The organism is Lysinibacillus sp. FSL K6-0075 (genome assembly GCF_038592945.1).
GTDB lineage: Bacteria > Bacillota > Bacilli > Bacillales_A > Planococcaceae > Lysinibacillus > Lysinibacillus fusiformis_F.
Window position 1 is genome coordinate 1,966,976 of sequence record NZ_CP151947.1, and the last position, 20,693, is coordinate 1,987,668.

Below are 20,693 nucleotides of genomic sequence, written 5' to 3' on the forward strand. Positions count from 1 at the left end.
AAAGGCAGCACGCTAGATCAAGAGAAAAAATAAGTCATCTACAAGATTGATAAAGAGAGGAGGCGTAGTACACTTGCAATCTATTAGTGTGCAAAAACTTAGGAATGTCCTACAGGGAAAGCTCATTCACGGATCAGATCAATGGTCTGTTAAGCAGGCAATCTACTATAATCGGCATGATTTAACAAAAAGTCATTCACTTATGTTTGTTAGTCGAAACGATCAAATCAATTGGCAAGAGATTGATCGGAAAGGTCCGTCTCTCATCATATCCGATAAACCGTCTACAGAGTTAAAAAATGCACTAGCGAATACAACCGTTTTACAAGTAAAAAGTGTTGCACAGGCCTACTGGACATTTATCGAGTATTATCGTGGACTCTTTCAAATTCCCGTTGTGGCTTTAACAGGAACTTGTGGTAAAACAACAACAAAAGAGATGTTAAAACATATTGCTAGTAAGCATTGGCAAGTGCAAGCATCTGTCAGCAGTAAAAACGAGCCAAGGCAATCACTACCTTATTTGACGGGCATTGATGATAAAACACAAGCCGCTATCTTTGAATTAGGCTTAGGGAATACGGGGAATATTAAACATCAATGTATGATCTATCAACCGACTATCGGGATTATTACAAATATTGGTGTGCATCATCTAGATGGCTGTCTCAACTTGGAAGGTTATATTAAGGCCAAATCAGAAATTGTGGAAGGTATTAAAGAGGATGGCACGTTAATCATCAATGCTGATGATGCCAATACCAAAAAAATCTCCTTGAAAAGATTTAAAGGGAAGATTATCAAGTTTGGCTTACAGGATACAGCTGATTACAAGGCTTCGAAAGTGGAGTTTGCCAATACGGGCATGAAGTTTGTTTTAGAAGTAGCGGATGAAACGTACAATGTATTTGTCCCTGGCTATGGCGAGCATCAGGTCTATAATGCTTTAGCCGCCATCGCAGCTAGTCATGAAATGGGTCTGACCATTCGTCAGGCAATAGCAGGGCTAAGAACGTTTAAACAGATGGCAAGACATTTAGAATTTACGACAGGACTTGGTGACAGTACGATTATTGATGATACCTGGACAAATAACCCGACATCTGTAGAGGCAGCTTTAAAAGTGTTAGATACGGTAGGAAAAGACAAAAAAGTCATTCTTGTTTTAGGGGATATTAAGCGATTAGGCAATTTTGAAGAAAAATATCATCGCGAAATCGGCTCCATGGTAGCACTAAGAAAGATCGATACCTTAATTACCATCGGCAAAAGGGCAGAGAAAATTGCCGATCAAGCACAAAAGGATGGAACCAGCGCAGAGGTTCATACGTTTAAAGAGGTAGCAGGCGTTTTAGAGTTATTGAAACCAAAGCTTGATGCAGACACGATTGTCTTAATAAAAGGACCAATGTCTAGTAGATCCATGATTGAATTTGCCAATAAACTGAAAAACGCATAGAAAAAGGGTGTCTCAACATGAGTGAGACACCCCATTAATTTATTTTAAAACACGTCGAGCGGTTACAAAATTCTTTTGTGCCCAAGTCGAAGATATGTTTTGTTTTACAATATTATTAGTTGTCATACTAATATATTGGTTATTCCCTATATAAATACCCGTTTGAGTGATTTCTTGTCCACCATTATTCGTAGAGAAGAACAGTAGATCTCCTTTTTGAAGCTGTGATTTTTGAATACGTGTCCCTACTAAAGCCTGTTTACTTGCTAGTTTATCTTTTAAATCAATACCATGCTTTTTAAAGACATAATAAGTAAAACCCGCACTTGTAAAAGTCAGTGCACTCTCATTGTACGTATAGCCGAATTTTGCTTTGCTTGTTAAGCCCGAAGCAGTGGCAATAATTTTATCGGCAGATGTACTTGCTGAAGGTGCACTTACACTGGGTGTAGAGGTGCTATCAGAGAAAACGCGCTTCGCTGTAATATAATGTTCAGTATAATAATCTACAAATAACACTCTTGTCATCACACCATCTGAATTAGGGATAATGATACGATGATCACCTGCATAAATTCCAACAAGTGAAGGTGTTTTAGAGCCTTTGACACTATTAAAGAAAACTAGATCACCTTTCTTCAAGTTAGCACGTGCCACAGTAGAACCTTGACTCATTAAATCGTTTAATGAAGTTGAGCCGAGTGTCACACCACTTTTACGATAGATGAAATCAACAAAAGTTGGAGCTGTAAAGCGTAGACTAGCCTCATTTGTTGTTGAGCTAATCGTTACTTTGTTTTTATATGTGAGGGCATTCTCCACAATTTTATCGCCTTTTGTAGCTGGATTGGCTGATAATAGGGTAGGTAATACTCTACGTGCAGATACATAGTTTTCCGTATAATACGGCTTACTATTTAAATCAGAGATAACAATATTTTGTTTGGTATCCGCCATGTGGATAATTTTATTGTCTCCGATATACATACCGACATGATCGGGATCAGTCCCTGTTTTTTTACTTTTAAAGAACACTAAATCGCCTTTTTGTAATTGGTTTCTCGCTACATAGGTCCCTTGCTGAATCATATAATTTTCATTATACGTACCAAGGTCTACCCCGTTTTTCTCGAAGATGTACATTAAAAATGAAGCACAAGAAAATTTGTATGGGTATGTAGGCTTGTAAACCGAATTGCTGTATGTTGCTTGCCCCATTAAGCTTTTACCAGTCTGAATTAATTGGTCTGCTTTTGCAGCTACCGCCTGTGCGTTGTTCTGGGCATTGGTTGTCGCAGCCTCTACTTGTATCGGCTGGATTGCTGTTTGCACCATTCCAAATGAACTAAATCCAATTGTTAATGCAAGTGTTGTAGATAAAAATCGTTTATTCATGTTGTGTATAACCTCCTAAAGCATCTAGTAGGATTTCTCCTGTATACCTTTGCCATGGAAATAATCGTAGCATGAAAATGTAGGGCTTCTGGGCGGTAAATGTTACCAGGGTAACTGAAGGGAGGGCTTCAACACCTGCTATAATAGGCTTTATCAAGGGAATTTACAGTTTTATTACAAATGTTTCAGTAAGATGTAATATGGAACATTTCCATGAAAAAAACTGCCCTAAAACGAGGCAGCTTACTCGATTTCCTGTATCATTTCTACGCGATTGCCAAAGGGATCACGGAATTCAAAGCGCTCGTAATGAGGAATGGGCACAGAATCGAGTATCTCGATTTGATGTTCTGCGAGTTTCTTCCTCCAATACTGAATATCCGCTACTTGATACGCAATATGCGCCTTTGTTGTCAAGCGATCAAAGCCATCTTCCGTGCCCACATGAACCTCCTGCTGACCAAGCTGTAACCAGAATCCGCCTCGACCTTTAAGAGAATCCGGTTTCTCCAATTCCTGAAGTCCTAAGACACGGCAATAAAAATCCTTCCCCTGCTCCTCTGATCCTTGTGGAATGGTAATTTGCACATGATGTAAACCCATAATCATCTCATAACGCCCCCTTTTTTCCTTAATTATAGAGTAATTTCTAAATATTTGAAATTAAAGAGGAGGAAAGCTGGTAAATAGGTGGATAGAACTCCGAAAGTAGAGGATAGCACTCCAAAAGTGGTGGATAGAATCATCAAAGAGAAGGATAGAATTTAAACTAGTGGATAGAATCTCAAAAGTAGAGGAAAGCTTTATAAAACTGGCGGATAGAATCATCAAAGAGAAGGATAGCGCTTAAACAGGTGGATAGAATCTCAAAAGTGAAGGATAGAGTTTAAACAGGAGGATAGAACTCCGAAAGTAGAGGATAGCACTCCAAAAGTGGTGGATAGAATCATCAAAGAGAAGGATAGAATTTAAACTAGTGGATAGAATCTCAAAAGTAGAGGAAAGCTTTCTAAAACTGGCGGATAGAATCATCAAAGAGAAGGATAGAGTTTAAACTAGTGGATAGAATCTCAAAAGTAGAGGATAGCGTTCTAAAAGTGGTGGATAGAATCATCAAAGAGAAGGATAGAGTTTAAACTAGTGGATAGAATCTCAAAAGTAGAGGATAGCGTTCTAAAAGTGGTGGATAGAATCATCAAAGAGAAGGGTAGCGCTTAAACAGGTGGATAGAATCTCAAAAGTGAAGGATAGAGTTTAAACAGGAGGATAGAACTCCGAAAGTAGAGGATAGCACTCCAAAAGTGGTGGATAGAATCATCAAAGAGAAGGATAGAATTTAAACTAGTGGATAGAATCTCAAAAGTAGAGGAAAGCTTTCTAAAACTGGCGGATAGAATCATCAAAGAGAAGGATAGAGTTTAAACTAGTGGATAGAATCTCAAAAGTAGAGGATAGCGTTCTAAAAGTGGTGGATAGAATCATTAAAGAGAAGGATAGTGTTTAAACAGGTGGATAGCACTCCAAAAGTAGAGGATAGCGTTCTAAAAGTGGTGGATAGAATCTTCTAATTGAAGGATAGCGTTTAAACTGGTGGATAGAAATCCAAAAGTAGAGGATAGCGTTCTAAAACTGGTGGATAGAATCATCAAAGAGAAGGATAGAGTTTAAACTGGTGGATAGAAATCCAAAAGTAGAGGATAGCGTTCTAAAAGTGGTGGATAGAATCATCAAAGAGAAGGATAGAGTTTAAACTGCTGGATAGAAATCCAAAAGTAGAGGAAAGCGTTCCAAAACTAGTGGTTAGAACCTCAAAAGTAAAGGATAGCACGCCAAAACTAGTGGTTAGAACCTCAAAAGTGAAGGAAAGCGCGACATTTCTATGCTGTTTCGATTTAATACTATGGTATAATAATAAAAACGGAATAATAGGATAGAGGTACAAATCCGATTTTTGGATTTGTTTAAAAGGGAAGATCGGTGTGAATCCGACGCTGTCCCGCAACTGTAAATGGGAGCACATTTCAAAAGGCCACTGTTACGAGTCGTAATGGGAAGGTGAAAGGTGTGATGAACATGAGCCAGGAGACCTGCCTTTATCTAGTACAGCCAAAAAACCTACGCGGATAGGGGGTGTTGAGTGTGACTAGAGAATTTCTCCTGCATGCTCATAGTACGATGATTGCTAAAAAGGTAGCTTCTATGTTTAATAGAAAGCTTCTTTCGAGTTGGCAGCCATCGTATTATGTCGTGTATTTGTCATAGTAGACATCTTTCTGATGAGGGAAAGATGTTTTTTTATGTAAAAAATTAAAGGAGCGGTCCACATGAATCCACAAGTTGTTGAGTACTATGAAAGCTTATTTAAATTTGAAATTATGCAAGAGCCTAGACCTTTAAAGGAGCTTGTCGAACAATATGTTGGGCATGATGCTACACATGAGCCATCTATTTTAGCAGCGTATGCCAATGTTTTGAAAGAATTAATAGGATAGAATATGTTTGGCTACTTCGAAAAACGAAGTAGCCTTTTTTAATAAGCGCATGCTTTGACAATTATTTATAGGAGGCGTACAATTTCGTTGAACAATTGTTTTGAACGCTTGTTCAAAAAAGAGGTGAGTACGATCGATCAAAAAGAAAAAAATAAAGAGGTAAAGGATCAAATTTTACAAGCGGCAAAAGCCTTGTTTTCATCAAGGGGCTTTGATGGTACAACGGTGAGACAAATTTGTGAAGAAGCAGATGTGTCACTTGCACTTGTTTCCTATCATTTTGGTGGTAAGGAAAATGTCTTTAATGCATTATTTGAACCGCTACGCCACACCTTTATGAATGCTCATTATGATGTTGAAGATTCAATCGGTGCGCTTCGTAGCTTTTGTCGAAACTTTGTTCTTTACCGAATCCATGAGCATGAATTAATTGATATTTTACAGCAAGAAATAGTTATGAATAGTCCAAGGCTTGAGATGCTAAAGGATGTGTTTTTACCTTCCTGGGAGCAGCTTCGGACAATTTTATTGGCTTGTCAGGAGCAGCAGACCATTCACTTCGAGTCACTTGATGTTGCATTGAACTTTATTATGGGGACCTTAATGTATTCCTTGAACAATCCGTTTTTAAATCGTTCTTCCTTACAAGCAACGCCTGAACAGATTGCGGAGCTTGCAGTCAATTTCGTGTTACATGGTCTTCAAACAAAATTATAAAAAGAAGGTAATAAGATGAAAGCAGCAAAATTTTACGGAATAAAAGATATTCGAGTAGAGGAGGCACAACTGCCAGCACTAGCACCAGGCATGGTGAAAGTGAAAGTTGCCTTTGCTGGAATTTGTGGTAGTGATTTACATGAATATGTAGGTGGTGCTTATGCATTCCGTACACAACCCGTTTTAGGTCATGAATTTGCAGGTGTCGTTGTAGAGGTTGCAGAAGGCGTTACACAGACAAAAGTAGGTGATCGTGTGGCAGTGGAGCCACCAATCCCATGTGGTAAATGTGATAATTGTCGACGTGGCTATTCCAACTTATGTAAGCGTGGTCAATCTTATGGCTATACGATTTCTGGAGGATTTGCTGAATATGCAGTCGTGCAAGAGGAAAATATTCACCTTCTTCCTGAGAATATGAGCCTAGAGCTAGGCGCACTTGTTGAACCGACAGCAGTAGCGGTTCACGCAGTTCGTCAAAGTCAATTAAAGCTTGGCGATACAGCGGCCATTTTTGGCGCAGGCCCTATTGGATTATTAGTCTTGCAGGCTGTGAAAGCTGCGGGGGCAAGCGAAATTTTTGTCGTAGAGGTTTCGGATGAACGACGCCAAAAAGCACTTGAATTAGGCGCGACCTTTGTCATGAATCCAATCGACACAGATGCAGTAGCGTTTATTCGTGAAAAAACAACTGGTGGGGTGGATGTTGCGTATGATGCAGCAGGTGTGCAAGCAACATTTACAAGCGGTGTTAGTGCTGTTCATCCAGGCGGCGAATTTAAAATCGTCAGTGTTTGGGAAAGACCTGTAGAATTTAACCCAAATGCGGTGGTTTCACCAGAAGTGAAAATTAGTGGCTCGTTCGCCTATGTGAATATTTTCCCTGAAGTGATTCGATTACTTGCTCGTGGTGTGATTGATGGACAAGCTGTCATCACAAGCCAAATTGCTTTAGATGATATCGTGGAAAAAGGCTTCGAGGCATTAACGAAAGACCGTAGCCAATGTAAAATTCTTGTCAATATGAGTTTGTAATTTACCGAAATCATAGCCGAACTTGTAGGTTTGGCTATGATTTTTTTGGCTACATTAATAACAATACCAATTGGAATACATTTGTTTGTCATAAAACTGCCTTTAGGACTTCATTCATATTTCACTTTTTATTTATATAATTAATCTGCTATAAATAGAGAGATTGGAGATCAAATATGAAAAATTTGCTTTATTCAAGGTTTTGGCGACTGCATTTTTTCGCAGCACTTTTTATTACGCCTTTATTGCTGTCTCTCACATTAAGTGGGATTGGTTATTTGTTTTTTACAGATGTAGAAAACCGATTATATGACGATTATTTCTTTGGTGAGAGCCATAAGGAAGAGGTCTTAACAATTGATGAGGCTGTGGAAAAAGCGGAGGCGGCATTTGCAGGATATTCTACTACAAAAGTGATTATGTTGGAGGAGCCTTATAATACGCGTTTAACTTTATCAAATGGCACTAAACAAAAATATGTATTTTTAGATGACCACAATCAAATGGTTGGTAGTCAGGATGCCGATTATACATTTTCAAATATTATGAGAAATACGCATAGCTCCCTCTTTATTGGTGGTACCTTTGTGAACTATTTAGTAGAGCTGGCGGCATGTTGGACGATCTTTTTATTACTGTCAGGGCTTTATATGACATTCAAAGGAAATCTCCTAAAGAAGGGCAAGTCGGAGAATAAGAGACAAAAAAGTAAGAGATTGCATGCACTTGTTGGGACAATCATTACGATTCCAATGGTGATGTTTATTTCTACAGGGCTATTATGGTCTGCTTTTCAAGGTTCGATGCTAGCAGATATAGCTTCAGAAAATCCTACTTTTGGGTATCCATTACTTCAACAAAAGCCACCAACATCTGATGTCTCTGAAATGCCATGGGCCACTCGTCAATTAGAGGCACCCACATCAGAAGGAGAACATGCACAGCATCATGGTGGTGGCGCTGTCCGTTATACGAACGACAGTCAAATGACGATTGCTCAACTTGAAGAAGAAATCAATGCCATGAATATCGCTAAGCCATATTCGATTATTTATCCGTCAAACGGTGAGGGCGTCTATACAGTGGCGAAGGCTAGTAATTCTGGTGTAACAGGGCTGGATGTGAAGCCTACAGCCGAAGCCACAATGTATTTTGATCAGTATAGTGGGAAGTTTATCGATCAAGTAAATTATGACGATTATGGCATGTTAGCCAAATTCTTTACATGGGGTATCCCATTACATGAGGGGCATTTATTCGGCTGGCCGAATAAGCTATTAAATTTAGTGGTTTGTCTAGCCTTTTTAGCCGTAATAATGTGGGGAATTCGCACTTGGATTTTACGTAGAAAAAAAGGGGAGCTGTCTGCACCACCGCAAATTTCTCATAAAATGTCCATGCCATTCATCATTTTCCTTGTGATTTTAGGGATTGTAATGCCACTATTTGGTGCTTCATTAATCGCTGTAGTGTTGATTGAACTCCTCATTTTAGGCTGGCAAACAAAGAAGAAGTTAAGAGCAGAAGAAACTAAATAAAGCATAGAGATACGGCATAGCAGGATTGTGCCGTATCTTTTTTTGTTTATTTCACTAGCATGAGCGCAATACTATAAATTGTTTATAGATTTTTCAGCATGATTTTATAAAGTTTTAAGATTTGTATGGTACATTGCTAGTAGTTTCAGCTTATTGGGGGAATGTAGATGTCAATTAAAACAAGGTTTTTGCTATCATATGTGGGTGTCATTATCATTGCCATCACGCTTTTACTAGCAGCCGTATTTCTTTTTTCCTTTGCCATTACGGGCGATGTCAAAGCAATTGAGCATTTTTATAAAAAATCCTATGTCCAAAAACCTTTGACGACGGTGGAGGAAAATGCCTTTCTAGATTTAAAATGGCTAGCTAAAAATAATCCCCAGCAGCTTTTAGATCTCGAACAACTAGAAAAAATCAATGCGCCTTCGATTGAGATTGTGGTACGAAAAGATCATCAAATTGTTTATTCAACGCAGAGAGAGCATAAACAATTATTGCTTCAAAGTTTACCTGGTTTTGAAGCGACCAATATTAATTCTCGTGACACGATTATGATAAATCAGGCCTTTTATACGTATGTCAAATTTGATTTTTATTTCCCCGATCAAACAGCGGGAAGTATTTTCGTTTTGAGAGAGGTTAGTTCCCATGCGGAGGTAACGCGAGAACTTTTACCAATTCTTTTAGGTATTTTATTTGTCTTATTTATGATGATTATTGGTTTTTTAAATTATTTAGTCTCAAGAAGTATTATTAAACCGATCTCAGCATTAAAAAAAGGGGCGGAACGCATTAAATCGGGCGACTTGAATTTTGAGATTGCGTCCCACTCGAATGATGAAATTGGACAGCTGAATCGGTCATTCGAGGAAATGAGAGTCAAATTAAAAGAATCAATCCAGCTTCAGCTCCAATATGAGGAAAATCGGAAAGAGCTCATCTCCAATATCTCCCATGATTTAAAAACGCCAATGACTTCTATTATCGGCTATGTGGAGGGCATTAAAGATGGTGTGGCGAATACAGAGGAAAAAATGGATAAATATTTAACAACTATCTATACAAAAGCAAAGGATATGGATGTATTAATTGATGAGCTATTCTTATTTTCTAAATTGGATTTAAAAAAGATTCCATTCCAAATGGAAAGCGTCAATCTCCAGCAATATATGCATGATTATGTAGAGGATGCGAGCTTTGATTTTATTGCACGAGACATTCATTTACAATATATATCAGCAGGCTCGCCGCTTTTTGCGATGGCGGACCGAGATAAATTAAGACGTGTCTTGACGAACCTATTAAGCAATAGCGAAAAATATATGGATAAGCCGTATAAACAGATTATTATTTCATTGCATGAGCGAGCAGAGGATGCAATTATTCAGGTAACAGATAATGGTGCAGGCATTGATCCTGCCGCATTACCCTATATTTTTGATCGTTTTTACCGTGCGGAGCTTTCACGTAATTCGCAAACAGGTGGCAGTGGCTTAGGGTTAGCCATTGCAAAACAAATCGTTGTTGAAATGGGCGGCGATATTTGGGCAAAGAGCGAATTAACGAAGGGGACGAGCATAGTCATTTCATTGAAAAAAGATGAGGAGAAGGTGAATCATCATGAAAAAAATTCTGCTAATTGAAGATGAAGTGAGCATAGCAGAGCTTCAACGAGATTATTTAGAAATTAATGGTTTTACAGTAGCTATCCAACATCATGGAGAGGATGGACTAAAGCAGGCACTTGAAGGCAATTATGATTTAATCATTTTGGATATTATGCTGCCTGGGATGAGTGGCTTTGAAATTTGTAAACAGATTCGAGCCGTACACAATATTCCCATTTTATTTGTTTCAGCTAAAAAAGAGGATATTGATAAAATTCGTGGTCTTGGACTAGGAGCGGATGATTATATTACGAAACCATTTAGTCCGAGTGAATTAGTGGCAAGGGTCAAGGCCCATTTATCAAGATATGAGCGACTGGCGAACAATCAGCAAACGAATCATATGATGTCCATTCATGGCATTACAATCGATACTTCGGCTAGAAAGGTGTTTGTCAATGGGGATGAAATTGCCTTTACAACAAAGGAATTTGATTTACTCGTCTTTTTTGTCAAACACCCCAATCAAGTTTTAAGTAAAGAGCAACTCTATGAGCGAAACTGGGGCTATGAATCCGCTGCAGATGTTTCGACTGTCACCGTTCATATCCGAAAGCTGCGTGAAAAAATTGAACGAGATCCAGCACAGCCCAAGTTTTTGGAAACAGTATGGGGTGCAGGCTACCGCTTCAATGTTTAAGTACAAACTACCTCGTCACGGCTGTGGCGAGATTTTTTTAAAGCCAGCCTTTTTCACCTGCTACCTGAGCGGCTTGCTGTCTGGATTCCACTTGTAGCTTTTGGATAGAGGTTGATAAATAATTGCGAATTGTGCCCTTTGTTAAATATAATTGCTTACTGATTTCGTTTGTAGTCAAGCCTTCTTTGACTAGCTGAAGTACCGCTATTTCTCGTTCATTTAAAGGGTTTTGCTCCTTCATAAATAAGGAAGCAGCTAAATCCTTGCTGACCACCTTTTCTCCCTGCATGATTTTTCGGATAGTAGCGATTAAATAATCAATTGGTTCATCTTTCAATAGATAGCCGTGTACCTCGCAATCGATTGCCTTCTGTAAATAGCCTGGGCGTGCAAAGGTTGTTACTATCATCACCTTGCAAGGGAGGTTGGCCTGTTGTATTTTTTCAGCAAGCTCTAGCCCTGACAGATGGGGCATTTCGATATCGACGAGGCAAATATCTGGTGGCTCCTGCTGGATAAATTCCCATGCTTGTTGACCATTTGCCACCTCGGCTATGACCTCAATATCAGGTTCAAATGCTAAGAGCGAAGTCAAGGCACCACGTAACATTTGCTGGTCCTCTGCTAGTAATACACGTATCATGTTAGAGGCTCCTTTCCATCTTGAATTGGTAAAGTAAGTGTGACGCTTGTGCCTGTTGGTGTGTCACTGTCAATCATGGCATAGCCTTGCAGCATATGCATTCTTTCTTTTATGGAGTGGATGCCATTCCCACGTCCTTGTGACTGTAAACTGATACCATCGTCCTTCATCATAAGGGTATATTGTCCAGTATGACAATGGATGGTGATATGGCATTTTTTTGCCTGACCATGCTTGAGAATATTCGTAGTGGCTTCTCGTACACATAAAGCGAGCATCGTTTCTTCCACACTAGAAAGAACGATTTGAGGACATTGATTGTCCAGGTTTGTTGTAATATTCGCGCTTTGTAAAAGCTGTTGGCAATGGACAAGCTCCGTTTGCAACGAAATAAAATTCATCTCAGACACTAGCTCACGTACCTGTTTTAAGGCCGTACGGGTAGTGGCTAATATATCATGTAGCTCAGGCTTTACGCTTGAGGGATCTCGGTCGATTAGTTTTGTCGTTAGCTCGGTTTTCACTTTAATCATTGTGAGTGTATGGCCAATTGTATCGTGAAGGTCTCTAGCAATTCGCTGTCGTTCCTCTTGCTGAACAAGCTGTGTATTCACGTCAGCCAGTTCGGCTTGCAGATTTTTCGACTTTTCCACAAAATAAATGAGAATCGGGAGCACCAGCTGAAACATCATAATCGGTACTAGCACCAGTGACTCCTTTTGTAAAAATGAATCTGTTGTTATGTACATGACCGTCAAAAACATAACAGCGATGGCTACGATTCCACAGGCAATATGCCTTTTTGATTTTGCCCGTCCTAGTAAATCGGCAAAGGTAAAGCCAAAAATAAGCATAAAAGGATCGACTAAAATGCCAAGTAAGGTGATAAGGACAAAGGCTACTAGTGATGCAACAAGTAGCCTCCCATCTCGATGCCATAAAGCAATGTAGAAGGCTATTAGGTATAAAAGGAGCACTGCTATTTTCATAGTTAAGGGAAGGGAATGAGACCATAGCACCATAGTGATCAAGAAAATGACAGAAGCTGTATCAATGATTAAATAATGCTTAATTTGTTCTCTTGGATATATTTTTATTACTAGCACCATCCTTTGTTGCTGATTGCTGTGTCATTGCTTGAAGGGCTTTTTTACGAAGCCATTCCATCGGACCCATTTGAAATGGCTGTAACCAAGCGAATGCTATGACTAGCTGTAAGATTGATAGAGATAGCCAAATACCAATGACGGTGAAGCTATTGACTTGCCCGCCTAAGCCAAGCCCCCAGCCATAAAAAATGATCGACGCAAGCACGTTTTGGAGGACATAGCAGCTTAAAGACATTTTGCCGACATAGGCAAAGCGCTGCCAAAGCCAATCTAGCCTCTTATATTCTACCAGTTTACCTAAAATTCCAATATAGCCAATAGATAGAATAGGGGCACATAGATAGCGAACAGGTAAATCAAAAAGCCCACCAGGAATAAAAATAAGCAGATTGATAGGAATGCCAATGAATACACCAATCTTAAATAGCTTTTGTCGAGCAAGGCGTCCTTTGTCTGTTGGTGAAAATACCTCATTACGCATGAACTTCACGCCAAGTAAAAATAAAAAGACATTCATTGGGATAATAAAAATAGCTTCTGAGCGATAAAATAAAAAGTTTGTTAGACGATGCTGTACCTGCGCAAGCCATGTGCCAAGTTCATAGAGCGTGGCAACGGACGCCATACCATTTAAGGAAACTCCTGCTCCTTGTAAGGTACTAATAAAAATAAGCAGAATCAATAGAACGTGAAAGCCACCAAAAAGATAGAAGGCGCCTGTCATGACCTTGTCTCCCAAACGCACAATAAAAGCAACGATGAAAGCTGTGACAGCATAGCTCATTAAAATATCATATTCCATCACAAGCGTGTAATGCAGCAGCCCCTCCAACCCTAAAAAGACGATAGTCCACAGATACACGCCAGGCCAAGCTGTGCCTCTACGTAAGGCTTGCTGATATTTTAATTGTAAGCCCACCCCAAACATAATCGTTAAAAGTCCAAGCAGCTTACCATTAACGAAGAATAATACGACCATTCGTAAAAAATCATGGAAGGACCACCAGCCAGAATAGTTACTTGTTGTGATATACGATAAATCTCCTAAATAGGCAAAAATCCAAATATTTGTGCCGAGCGTTCCTAAAACGGCAAAGCCTCTTAACATATCGATAAAAGGAAGTCTTTGTTGCGTTTGCATAAGTTCGATCACTCTTTCTTTGTTTTCTTACCTTAAGGATAAGAAAATCTCAAAAGAAAACCTATTCACACCAGTCAAAGGATCTTGATGACAGGTGTCATAAAATATGCTGTGACAGCACAAAAAACCAGCAACGCTTTGGATGCTGGCTCATTATTTTGTACAGGTATAGATGCGATAGTCTAAAATTTTTTCGTATTTTTCATTCATGGCGATGTGCTGATCCATCATTTCATAGAACTCGGATTCCATATCTGTGGAAACTTGAAATTCAGGCTTGGATGAGATGGATTTGTTTTTTTGTATATGGATATCATGAAAACCAGCCTGTTGTAGTAGTCTTACCCAATCCTTTTTCGTGAGGAGAGACTGAAAGCCGTAAAATTGTTGGATGTCCTCTGTAAGTTCAGTGCGAAGTGTTTTGGGAATGGTGAATTCAATGGCAATGAAGCGGCCACCTTTTTTCAATAAACGATAAATTTCCTGCAAAGCTTGCTGTAGATTAACAAAGGCCAGAACCGACTCAGCTAGAATCAAGTCAAATGACTCGTTCGCTAACGAGGTTTGTTCTATAGAGCCTTGCAGAAGACTGACAGGTAGACGCGCTTTCTGCATGCGCTGACGAGCCTTTTCTATCATAATGGGCTGAATATCGAGACCTGTGACGTTTGCTTGATAGGAAGATGCTAAATAAGCAGCCGTTTGTCCTGTACCACATCCTACATCTAAAATATGTGCGTTATGCTCGATATTCTCTGCTTGCAAGACAGCCTTTGATAGATTGATGCCCCCTGGATGTGCGCCTCCAACCCCGAATTTAGCTAAAAAGGTAAGATAATGAGAGCCTTGAATAGTACCACCTTCTTTTTTTCTTATAGTATGACAGGGAAACTAGTATGGTTCCCTTATTATTTTTAACCTCTTCTTCAAAAGTCTAATTCGCTATTAATATTTGCACATATACTAGTGAGAAGCTTTCAGATAGGGGGTGTATAAATGCCATATTTTCAGCCGAATGCTAGAAGGGGCCCATATCCGCCAAACAATAGGCAATATTTTGGCCCACCTTTTCGAGGTAGAATGGTGCAACCTTACTATTCTCCCAATCAACAACAACAAGGCCCTAGACTAGGAAATTTACCAGATCATTTAAATACGATTATGGGGCATGCTGGGACGATTACAAATGGAGTTAATATGTTGAGGCAGATGGGATCGTTACTAAGTTTATTTAGATAAAAACTAGAAACCCTCTTAAGAAAATGGTCTTAAGAGGGTCATGTTGTTGAAAAAAGAGGATGTCAACGGCAGAAAAAGCAACTTGGCAAGGTGAGGGGTTGATTTCCGTTCCGCCAGCGTCCTTTCCAGGGGGCGTCCGAGGAGCCGCTTCACTCACTAGCGTTCGCTCCAGGGTCTCCTCTGTGACGCTCAATCCCCTAGGAGTAACGCTGGCTCCACTCCAATCAACCATGTGCAAAAGTGTCTTTTTCTTATCTTTCATACTAGCCGTAGCAATCAAAATAGCACATGATTTGTATAATTAGATAGGCTCTTATTTTCAATGTGTAGTGACAACACCTCTTCATAAAGAGTAGTAAACACTTTCACTTTATTTGAAAACCTTTGCTAAAAAGTCAGTGGGTTGAAGTGGAGGGCTACTTGACTCCCGTGGGATAGCGAGACAGGCGAAGCCCTGCACGGAGCGGTAGCGGAGGAAGCGATTCGGCGCTCGCCCACAGGAAAGCAAGTAGCCTGCAACGGAAATCCATTTCTACCTTTTAATTGACAGTAACACTAAAACCCTCTTAAGAAAATCGTCTTAAGAGGGTTCATATTTGGGTTTAATGGGCTGGGGCCAATTGCTTTTCGATAATAGAGCGATTTTTCTCTTTAAATAGTTCATTATGTGAGGACACCATGCCATGACGATAGGCGGTCGGTTCTAAATACGTTTTAATGGAGTTGACCGCATTGGCTGCATCCTGGAATGTTCCAAGTAGCAAATTGATTTTTCCATCAAACGATAAAATATCACCTGCTGCAAAAATACCAGGCTGTGCCGTTTCGCCTGTTGCTTTTCCTTCAAAATAATAATCATCCTTTTTTGGAAGGGCAATGGCCTCATCAAATGCAAGAGATGCCTCACGATTATAGCCGTGACTGACGATTACCTCATCGATTTGACGAGTATAGCTTTGCTTCGTTATCGTATTTTCGCATGTCACTAATTGAATAGCGGTTTTATCAGCATTCGCGGAAAGCTTTGTAATCGATGTATTACACTCAATACGCACACCTGCATCCAGTGCTTCCTGTACAGTGGCTTCATGAGCGGATAAATTCTCTTTGCGGTAAACCACCGTCACGCTTTTGGCAATCGGACTTAACTCAACAGCCCAATCAATGGCTGCATTGCCACCACCTGAGATCATGATATCCTTATCGACAAAACGTTTATACGATTGCACAGTGTAATGTAAATTTGACATTTCATATTTTTCAGCGCCTTCAAGTGTTAGCTTTTGAGGATTAATAATGCCACCACCAACAGCGAGCAGCACCGTTTTAGAATAATGTTTTTCACCAGTTGCTGTATGTATCACAAAAATATCATCGTGACGTTCAATCAAATCTACTTTTGTATCTGTCAAAATAGTAGGATCGAATGTTTTGGCTTGCTCGATTAATTGTTTGACAAATTGTTCGCCTAACACAGGAGGATGCCCCCCAATATCCCATATCAGCTTTTCGGGATAAAGTAGTACTTTTCCGCCAAGCTGTGATTGGCTTTCTAGTAATTTTGTTTTTAAACCACGTAAACCACTATAAAAGGCACTATATAAGCCAGCTGGGCCTCCGCCAATAATTGTCACATCATACACATGCTGCATTTTTATTGCCACATCCTTAATAAATAGTAAAAAAGTAATTGACAAAATCTTATCAAAAAACTAGACTAATTCTAGTGATAATGATTATCATTTTAAGCTTTGAATATCATAGCATGGAAAGAAGTAAAAAGAAAGTGAGGGTCCGATTTGCGTTTAGAAGTTGAATCGATTCGTGTTGGTTATGAGAATAAAACAATTGTGCATGACTTATCGCTGCAAATTCCCGATGGCAAAATAACAACAATCATTGGTTCAAATGGTTGTGGAAAATCAACCTTATTAAAGGCCATCACACGGATTTTAAAGCATGAGAGTGGACAGGTCATATTAGATGGTCAAAATATTTCCAAGATGAACACAAAAGAATTGGCAAAAGAGCTGGCAATCTTACCACAGAGTCCAGAAAGTGCACATGGTTTAACAGTGGAAGAGCTTGTATCCTACGGTCGATTTCCTTATCAAAAGGGCTTCGGTAATTTATCACAAAAAGATAAAGATGTGATTGGCTGGGCTTTACAGGTAACCAAAACAGAAGAATTCCGTTTACAAACTGTAGATGCTTTATCTGGTGGACAACGTCAGCGCGTATGGATTGCGATGGCATTGGCCCAAGAAACCGACATTATCTTTTTAGATGAACCGACAACTTATTTAGATATGGCTCATCAGCTAGAAGTTTTAGAGCTGCTTTACAAGCTGAATGAAGAACAGGGGCGCACCATTGTCATGGTACTCCATGATTTAAATCAAGCGGCACGTTTTTCAGATTATATTGTAGCGCTTTCACAGGGTGAGCTTGTAAAATTCGGAACGGCTGAAGAAGTGATGGTTCCAGAAGTTTTGAAAAAAGTATTTAATATTGATGCAGTCATTGGCAAAGATCCACGAACAAACAAACCAATGTGCATTACATATGACTTATTACAAACCGTTTAAAGGGAGAATAACAATGAAAAAGTGGCTATTACCAATGTTTATGATGCTTGTCCTAGTACTTGCAGCATGTGGCAATAAGGAAGAAAAAACAGAGAAGGCTGATGAAGGCTCAAAAGAAGAAACATCAGCAGAAACAATCACATATCAATCAGAGTCAGGTCCTGTTGAAGTACCAGCAAATCCGAAACGTGTAGTTGTACTATCTTCTTTTGTAGGAAGCTTATTACAGCTTGATGTGAATGTTGTTGGTGTAGATGCATGGGCAGCGAAAAATCCAAACTTCGAAGACGGGATTAAAGATGCTGTCGTAGTTGAAAATACAGATATTGAAAAAATTCTTGAGCTAGAACCAGATTTAATTATTGGCTTAAATGGTATTGAAAATGCTGATAAATTAGCAGAAATCGCGCCAACAGTATTATTTACGTATGGTAAAGTAGACTATTTACAGCAGTTCATTGAAATCGGTAAAGTTGTGAATAAAGAAAAAGAAGCAACTGCATGGGTAGAAGATTTTAAAACACGCGCAGCAGAAGCTGGTAAAAAAATCAAAGAAAAAATCGGTGAAGATGCGACTGTAACAGTGGCAGAAAACTTCAATAAACAGTTCTATATTTATGGCGATAACTGGGGACGTGGAACAGAGATTTTATATCAAGAAATGGGCTTGAAAATGCCTGAAAAAGTAAAAGAAACAGCGTTAGAGCCTGGCTACTATGCTATTTCTCAAGAAGTTTTAGGGGAATACGCTGGTGACTATGTGATCTTCAGTATGTTCCAAGATCAAGATAATTCCTTTACAGATGCAGCATGGTTTAAAGATTTAGAAGCAGTGAAAAATGGTCATTTATTTGAAGTGAATGCAAATGCCTTTTACTTCAACGACCCTATCACATTAGAACATCAACTGAAGTTCTTTGAAGAGAAATTTTTACAATAATTAGTAGAGAGTAGCGAAGGCAAATGACAAAGTTTCGAAAGCTTCCATTTTGGCTTCAAGTATTGCTAGCATTGCTTGTATTAATTGGCACTGCTAGTATCTCGCTGTGCTTAGGGGCAGCGAATACTAGCATTCAAGATGTCTTTCAAGCAATTGTTGGACAAAGTGGTGGCAAACATTACACGATTTTACGTGAAATTCGATTTCCGCGTATCATTGCAGCTATTTTTGTTGGGAGTGCCCTCGCTGTCGCTGGGGCGATTATGCAAGGGGTTACACGAAATCCATTAGCTGATCCAGGGCTGCTTGGTTTAACAGCAGGGGCAAATGCTGCCCTTGCTTTAACGATGGCATTTATTCCGAAGTTCTCGTATTATACGTTAATTTTAGCCTGCTTTGTTGGGGCTGGTATTGGTATGATGATTGTTTATGGGATTGGTGCCTCTACTAAAAAAGGCTTTTCTCCGTTGAAGCTTGTTTTGGCTGGTGCGGCTGTCACGGCATTATTACAGGCAATCGCAGAAGGAACAGGCATTTTATTTCAAATTTCCAAAGATGTTTCGATGTGGACAAGTGGCGGTTTCATTGGCACAACATGGCAGGCATTATTAATCGTTCCTGTTATTATCATCGGTCTACTCCTATCATTTGCTTTCAGTCGTCAATTAACGATTTTAAGCTTAAATGAGGAAGTAGCGGTGGGGGTTGGACAAAACACCACGTTCGTAAAAGGCATCATGATGTTTGTGGTGGTTATTCTGGCAGGCTCTGCTGTGGCCCTTGTCGGGAATCTAGCTTTCGTTGGCTTAATGGTGCCGCATATTGTCCGTGCGTTTGTAGGGACAGACTATCGCTTTGTCTTACCAATGAGCGCCATTGTAGGTGGCTGGTTTATGGTATTGGCTGATTTTGCAGGTCGCATGATTAACGCACCTTATGAAACGCCTGTTGTGGCCATTATTTCGATTATAGGTCTTCCATTCTTCCTACTCTTAGTGCGGAAGGGAGGACGTCAATTTGTTTAAAGAAGGTCGAAAAAAACAACGGAAATGGTTGTTCATTTGGCTAGTGGTCACCTTATTCATTTTTGTGATGGGGATTTCATTAGGTGCCGCATCCGTATCTTTTGATCGAATTATCCCGACCTTGTTGGGCGATGGTAGTTTTAAAGAGTCGTTCGTGCTATTTTCCGTTCGTTTACCAAGAATGTTTGTGCTAGCGGCTGCGGGTATGGCATTAGCGCTGGCGGGTGCCGTATTGCAGGGCGTGACCCGCAATGATTTAGCGGACCCAGGGATTATTGGCATTAGTGCCGGGGCAGGTGTTGGGATCACAGTCTTTTATTTGCTAGTAAATGGCGACCTTCCTCACTTTGCCTATATTTTACCGATTGTCGGCTTTTGTAGTGCCTTAGTGACAGCCCTGTGCATTTACTTTTTCTCTTATCAACGAAATAAGGGCGTACATCCTGTGCAGTTTATTTTAGTAGGGGTTGGCGTAGCATCCGCCTTATCAGGGGTCATGATGGTGTTAATTTCCTCTGCTGAGCGTAGTGATGTACAATTTATTGCACAATGGCTAGCCGGAAATGTGTGGGGCACAGATTGGCCATTTTTCTGGGCGTTAGTGCCTTGGCTTGTACTGGGTATCCCGTACATTTTCTATAAAGCGAATGTGTTAAATGTCTTGGCCATGACGGAGCAAACAGCAGTCGGCCTCGGTATGAATATTGGGCGAGAACGTTTGCGATTATTAATTGTCGCCGTTGCGCTAGCGGCAGCTGCTGTATCGGTAACAGGTGGTGTAGCCTTCATCGGTTTGATGGCTCCGCATATTGCGAAACAGCTTGTTGGCCCGCGCTATCAATTCTTTTTACCACTGACCTTATTCATTGGTGCAAGCTTGCTAATGCTGGCTGATACCATTGGGCGTGTAGCCATTGCAAGTGCAACAGTTCCTGCTGGTATTGTTGTTGCGTTTATTGGCGCACCCTACTTCCTGTATTTATTGCGGAAGAATGTGTAGAAACGTATTAGCAAACGTTAGTTGTTGCTCCAAAGAACAGTCTTTCGATCTACTAAAAATTG

20 protein-coding genes and 1 riboswitch are annotated in these 20,693 nt (G+C 39.9%); of the genes, 13 read left to right on the forward strand and 7 right to left on the reverse strand.

Features of this window, described 5'->3' with window-relative positions:
• Positions 1–73: 73 nt before the first annotated feature.
• Positions 74–1,459, forward strand: a complete 1,386-nt coding sequence (murF, locus tag MHB65_RS09445; RefSeq protein WP_342443238.1) for a UDP-N-acetylmuramoyl-tripeptide--D-alanyl-D-alanine ligase — start codon at positions 74–76, stop codon at positions 1,457–1,459.
• 39 nt (positions 1,460–1,498) lie between these two features.
• Here the strand turns inward: murF and MHB65_RS09450 are convergent, their stop codons facing one another.
• Positions 1,499–2,854: an NlpC/P60 family protein gene (locus tag MHB65_RS09450; RefSeq protein ID WP_205442740.1), complete on the reverse strand. Its 1,356-nt coding sequence runs from the start codon at positions 2,852–2,854 to the stop codon at positions 1,499–1,501.
• Between the two features lie 243 nt (positions 2,855–3,097).
• On the reverse strand, positions 3,098–3,463 hold the full coding sequence (locus MHB65_RS09455) for a VOC family protein (protein WP_342443239.1): 366 nt from the start codon (positions 3,461–3,463) through the stop codon (positions 3,098–3,100).
• A 1,308-nt stretch (positions 3,464–4,771) separates the two neighbouring features.
• Positions 4,772–4,964, forward strand: a riboswitch (cobalamin riboswitch).
• A 29-nt stretch (positions 4,965–4,993) separates the two neighbouring features.
• Between MHB65_RS09455 and MHB65_RS09460 the strand changes: the two genes are divergently transcribed.
• The 7 genes from MHB65_RS09460 to MHB65_RS09490 all read left to right on the forward strand — a co-directional run bounded on the left by MHB65_RS09460 (position 4,994) and on the right by MHB65_RS09490 (position 10,946).
• Positions 4,994–5,116, forward strand: coding sequence for a hypothetical protein (locus MHB65_RS09460; protein ID WP_279381284.1), 123 nt, complete (start codon positions 4,994–4,996; stop codon positions 5,114–5,116).
• Positions 5,117–5,178: 62 nt separating this feature from the next.
• Positions 5,179–5,346 (forward strand): hypothetical protein, encoded by a 168-nt coding sequence (locus MHB65_RS09465; RefSeq protein WP_205442745.1) that lies wholly within the window; start codon positions 5,179–5,181, stop codon positions 5,344–5,346.
• Between the two features lie 87 nt (positions 5,347–5,433).
• Complete coding sequence (locus tag MHB65_RS09470; protein ID WP_342443240.1) at positions 5,434–6,063, forward strand: TetR/AcrR family transcriptional regulator; 630 nt, start codon at positions 5,434–5,436, stop codon at positions 6,061–6,063.
• 15 nt (positions 6,064–6,078) lie between these two features.
• Positions 6,079–7,098 (forward strand): 2,3-butanediol dehydrogenase, encoded by a 1,020-nt coding sequence (locus tag MHB65_RS09475; protein WP_342443241.1) that lies wholly within the window; start codon positions 6,079–6,081, stop codon positions 7,096–7,098.
• A gap of 176 nt (positions 7,099–7,274) precedes the next feature.
• The gene (locus MHB65_RS09480) at positions 7,275–8,636 is read left to right on the forward strand and encodes a PepSY domain-containing protein (protein WP_342443242.1); all 1,362 of its coding nucleotides are present in this window, start codon (positions 7,275–7,277) and stop codon (positions 8,634–8,636) included.
• A 167-nt stretch (positions 8,637–8,803) separates the two neighbouring features.
• Positions 8,804–10,282 (forward strand): HAMP domain-containing sensor histidine kinase, encoded by a 1,479-nt coding sequence (locus MHB65_RS09485; RefSeq protein ID WP_342443243.1) that lies wholly within the window; start codon positions 8,804–8,806, stop codon positions 10,280–10,282.
• Entirely contained in the window at positions 10,260–10,946 is a 687-nt protein-coding gene (locus MHB65_RS09490) for a response regulator transcription factor (RefSeq protein WP_342443244.1), read from the forward strand. The genes MHB65_RS09485 and MHB65_RS09490 overlap by 23 nt, the downstream gene beginning before the upstream one ends.
• Before the next feature lie 37 nt (positions 10,947–10,983).
• Here the strand turns inward: MHB65_RS09490 and MHB65_RS09495 are convergent, their stop codons facing one another.
• The 4 genes from MHB65_RS09495 to MHB65_RS09510 form a co-directional block, all read right to left on the reverse strand.
• Entirely contained in the window at positions 10,984–11,589 is a 606-nt protein-coding gene (locus tag MHB65_RS09495; protein ID WP_342443245.1) for a response regulator transcription factor, read from the reverse strand.
• On the reverse strand, positions 11,586–12,698 hold the full coding sequence (locus tag MHB65_RS09500) for a sensor histidine kinase (RefSeq protein ID WP_342443246.1): 1,113 nt from the start codon (positions 12,696–12,698) through the stop codon (positions 11,586–11,588). The genes MHB65_RS09495 and MHB65_RS09500 overlap by 4 nt, the downstream gene beginning before the upstream one ends.
• Positions 12,658–13,839 (reverse strand): DUF418 domain-containing protein, encoded by a 1,182-nt coding sequence (locus MHB65_RS09505; protein ID WP_342443247.1) that lies wholly within the window; start codon positions 13,837–13,839, stop codon positions 12,658–12,660. The genes MHB65_RS09500 and MHB65_RS09505 overlap by 41 nt, the downstream gene beginning before the upstream one ends.
• Positions 13,840–13,992: 153 nt before the next feature.
• Positions 13,993–14,604 (reverse strand): methyltransferase domain-containing protein, encoded by a 612-nt coding sequence (locus MHB65_RS09510; protein WP_342443248.1) that lies wholly within the window; start codon positions 14,602–14,604, stop codon positions 13,993–13,995.
• Positions 14,605–14,835: 231 nt separating this feature from the next.
• Here MHB65_RS09510 and MHB65_RS09515 point away from each other — a divergent pair, with 231 nt between their 5' ends.
• Positions 14,836–15,078: a hypothetical protein gene (locus MHB65_RS09515; RefSeq protein WP_205442760.1), complete on the forward strand. Its 243-nt coding sequence runs from the start codon at positions 14,836–14,838 to the stop codon at positions 15,076–15,078.
• 602 nt (positions 15,079–15,680) lie between these two features.
• Here MHB65_RS09515 and MHB65_RS09520 read toward each other — a convergent pair.
• On the reverse strand, positions 15,681–16,730 hold the full coding sequence (locus tag MHB65_RS09520) for an NAD(P)/FAD-dependent oxidoreductase (RefSeq protein WP_342443249.1): 1,050 nt from the start codon (positions 16,728–16,730) through the stop codon (positions 15,681–15,683).
• A gap of 147 nt (positions 16,731–16,877) precedes the next feature.
• Between MHB65_RS09520 and MHB65_RS09525 the strand changes: the two genes are divergently transcribed.
• From MHB65_RS09525 to MHB65_RS09540, 4 genes are read left to right on the forward strand one after another with little or no spacing between them, the layout of a single operon-like run.
• Positions 16,878–17,666 carry an ABC transporter ATP-binding protein gene (locus tag MHB65_RS09525; RefSeq protein WP_342443250.1) on the forward strand — a complete coding sequence of 263 codons (789 nt, stop codon included), beginning with the start codon at positions 16,878–16,880 and terminating at the stop codon, positions 17,664–17,666.
• Between the two features lie 13 nt (positions 17,667–17,679).
• On the forward strand, positions 17,680–18,606 hold the full coding sequence (locus MHB65_RS09530; RefSeq protein ID WP_342443251.1) for an iron-hydroxamate ABC transporter substrate-binding protein: 927 nt from the start codon (positions 17,680–17,682) through the stop codon (positions 18,604–18,606).
• 23 nt (positions 18,607–18,629) lie between these two features.
• Positions 18,630–19,631, forward strand: a complete 1,002-nt coding sequence (locus tag MHB65_RS09535; protein WP_205442766.1) for an iron ABC transporter permease — start codon at positions 18,630–18,632, stop codon at positions 19,629–19,631.
• A complete protein-coding gene (locus tag MHB65_RS09540) occupies positions 19,624–20,631 on the forward strand; it encodes an iron ABC transporter permease (protein WP_342443252.1) in 1,008 nt (335 codons plus the stop codon). Before MHB65_RS09535 ends, MHB65_RS09540 begins: the two co-directional genes overlap by 8 nt.
• Positions 20,632–20,693: the final 62 nt, after the last annotated feature.

Bases quoted from the DNA above. Each gene is read 5' to 3' on its own strand.
- MHB65_RS09450 (WP_205442740.1), bottom strand. From the start codon at position 2,854: ATGAATAAACGATTTTTATCTACAACACTTGCATTAACAATTGGATTT.
- MHB65_RS09455 (WP_342443239.1), bottom strand. From the start codon at position 3,463: ATGATTATGGGTTTACATCATGTGCAAATTACCATTCCACAAGGATCA.
- MHB65_RS09465 (WP_205442745.1), top strand. From the start codon at position 5,179: ATGAATCCACAAGTTGTTGAGTACTATGAAAGCTTATTTAAATTTGAA.
- MHB65_RS09475 (WP_342443241.1), top strand. From the start codon at position 6,079: ATGAAAGCAGCAAAATTTTACGGAATAAAAGATATTCGAGTAGAGGAG.
- MHB65_RS09480 (WP_342443242.1), top strand. From the start codon at position 7,275: ATGAAAAATTTGCTTTATTCAAGGTTTTGGCGACTGCATTTTTTCGCA.
- MHB65_RS09485 (WP_342443243.1), top strand. From the start codon at position 8,804: ATGTCAATTAAAACAAGGTTTTTGCTATCATATGTGGGTGTCATTATC.
- MHB65_RS09490 (WP_342443244.1), top strand. From the start codon at position 10,260: ATGAAAAAAATTCTGCTAATTGAAGATGAAGTGAGCATAGCAGAGCTT.
- MHB65_RS09495 (WP_342443245.1), bottom strand. From the start codon at position 11,589: ATGATACGTGTATTACTAGCAGAGGACCAGCAAATGTTACGTGGTGCC.
- MHB65_RS09500 (WP_342443246.1), bottom strand. From the start codon at position 12,698: ATGGTGCTAGTAATAAAAATATATCCAAGAGAACAAATTAAGCATTAT.
- MHB65_RS09505 (WP_342443247.1), bottom strand. From the start codon at position 13,839: ATGCAAACGCAACAAAGACTTCCTTTTATCGATATGTTAAGAGGCTTT.
- MHB65_RS09515 (WP_205442760.1), top strand. From the start codon at position 14,836: ATGCCATATTTTCAGCCGAATGCTAGAAGGGGCCCATATCCGCCAAAC.
- MHB65_RS09520 (WP_342443249.1), bottom strand. From the start codon at position 16,730: ATGCAGCATGTGTATGATGTGACAATTATTGGCGGAGGCCCAGCTGGC.
- MHB65_RS09530 (WP_342443251.1), top strand. From the start codon at position 17,680: ATGAAAAAGTGGCTATTACCAATGTTTATGATGCTTGTCCTAGTACTT.
- MHB65_RS09535 (WP_205442766.1), top strand. From the start codon at position 18,630: ATGACAAAGTTTCGAAAGCTTCCATTTTGGCTTCAAGTATTGCTAGCA.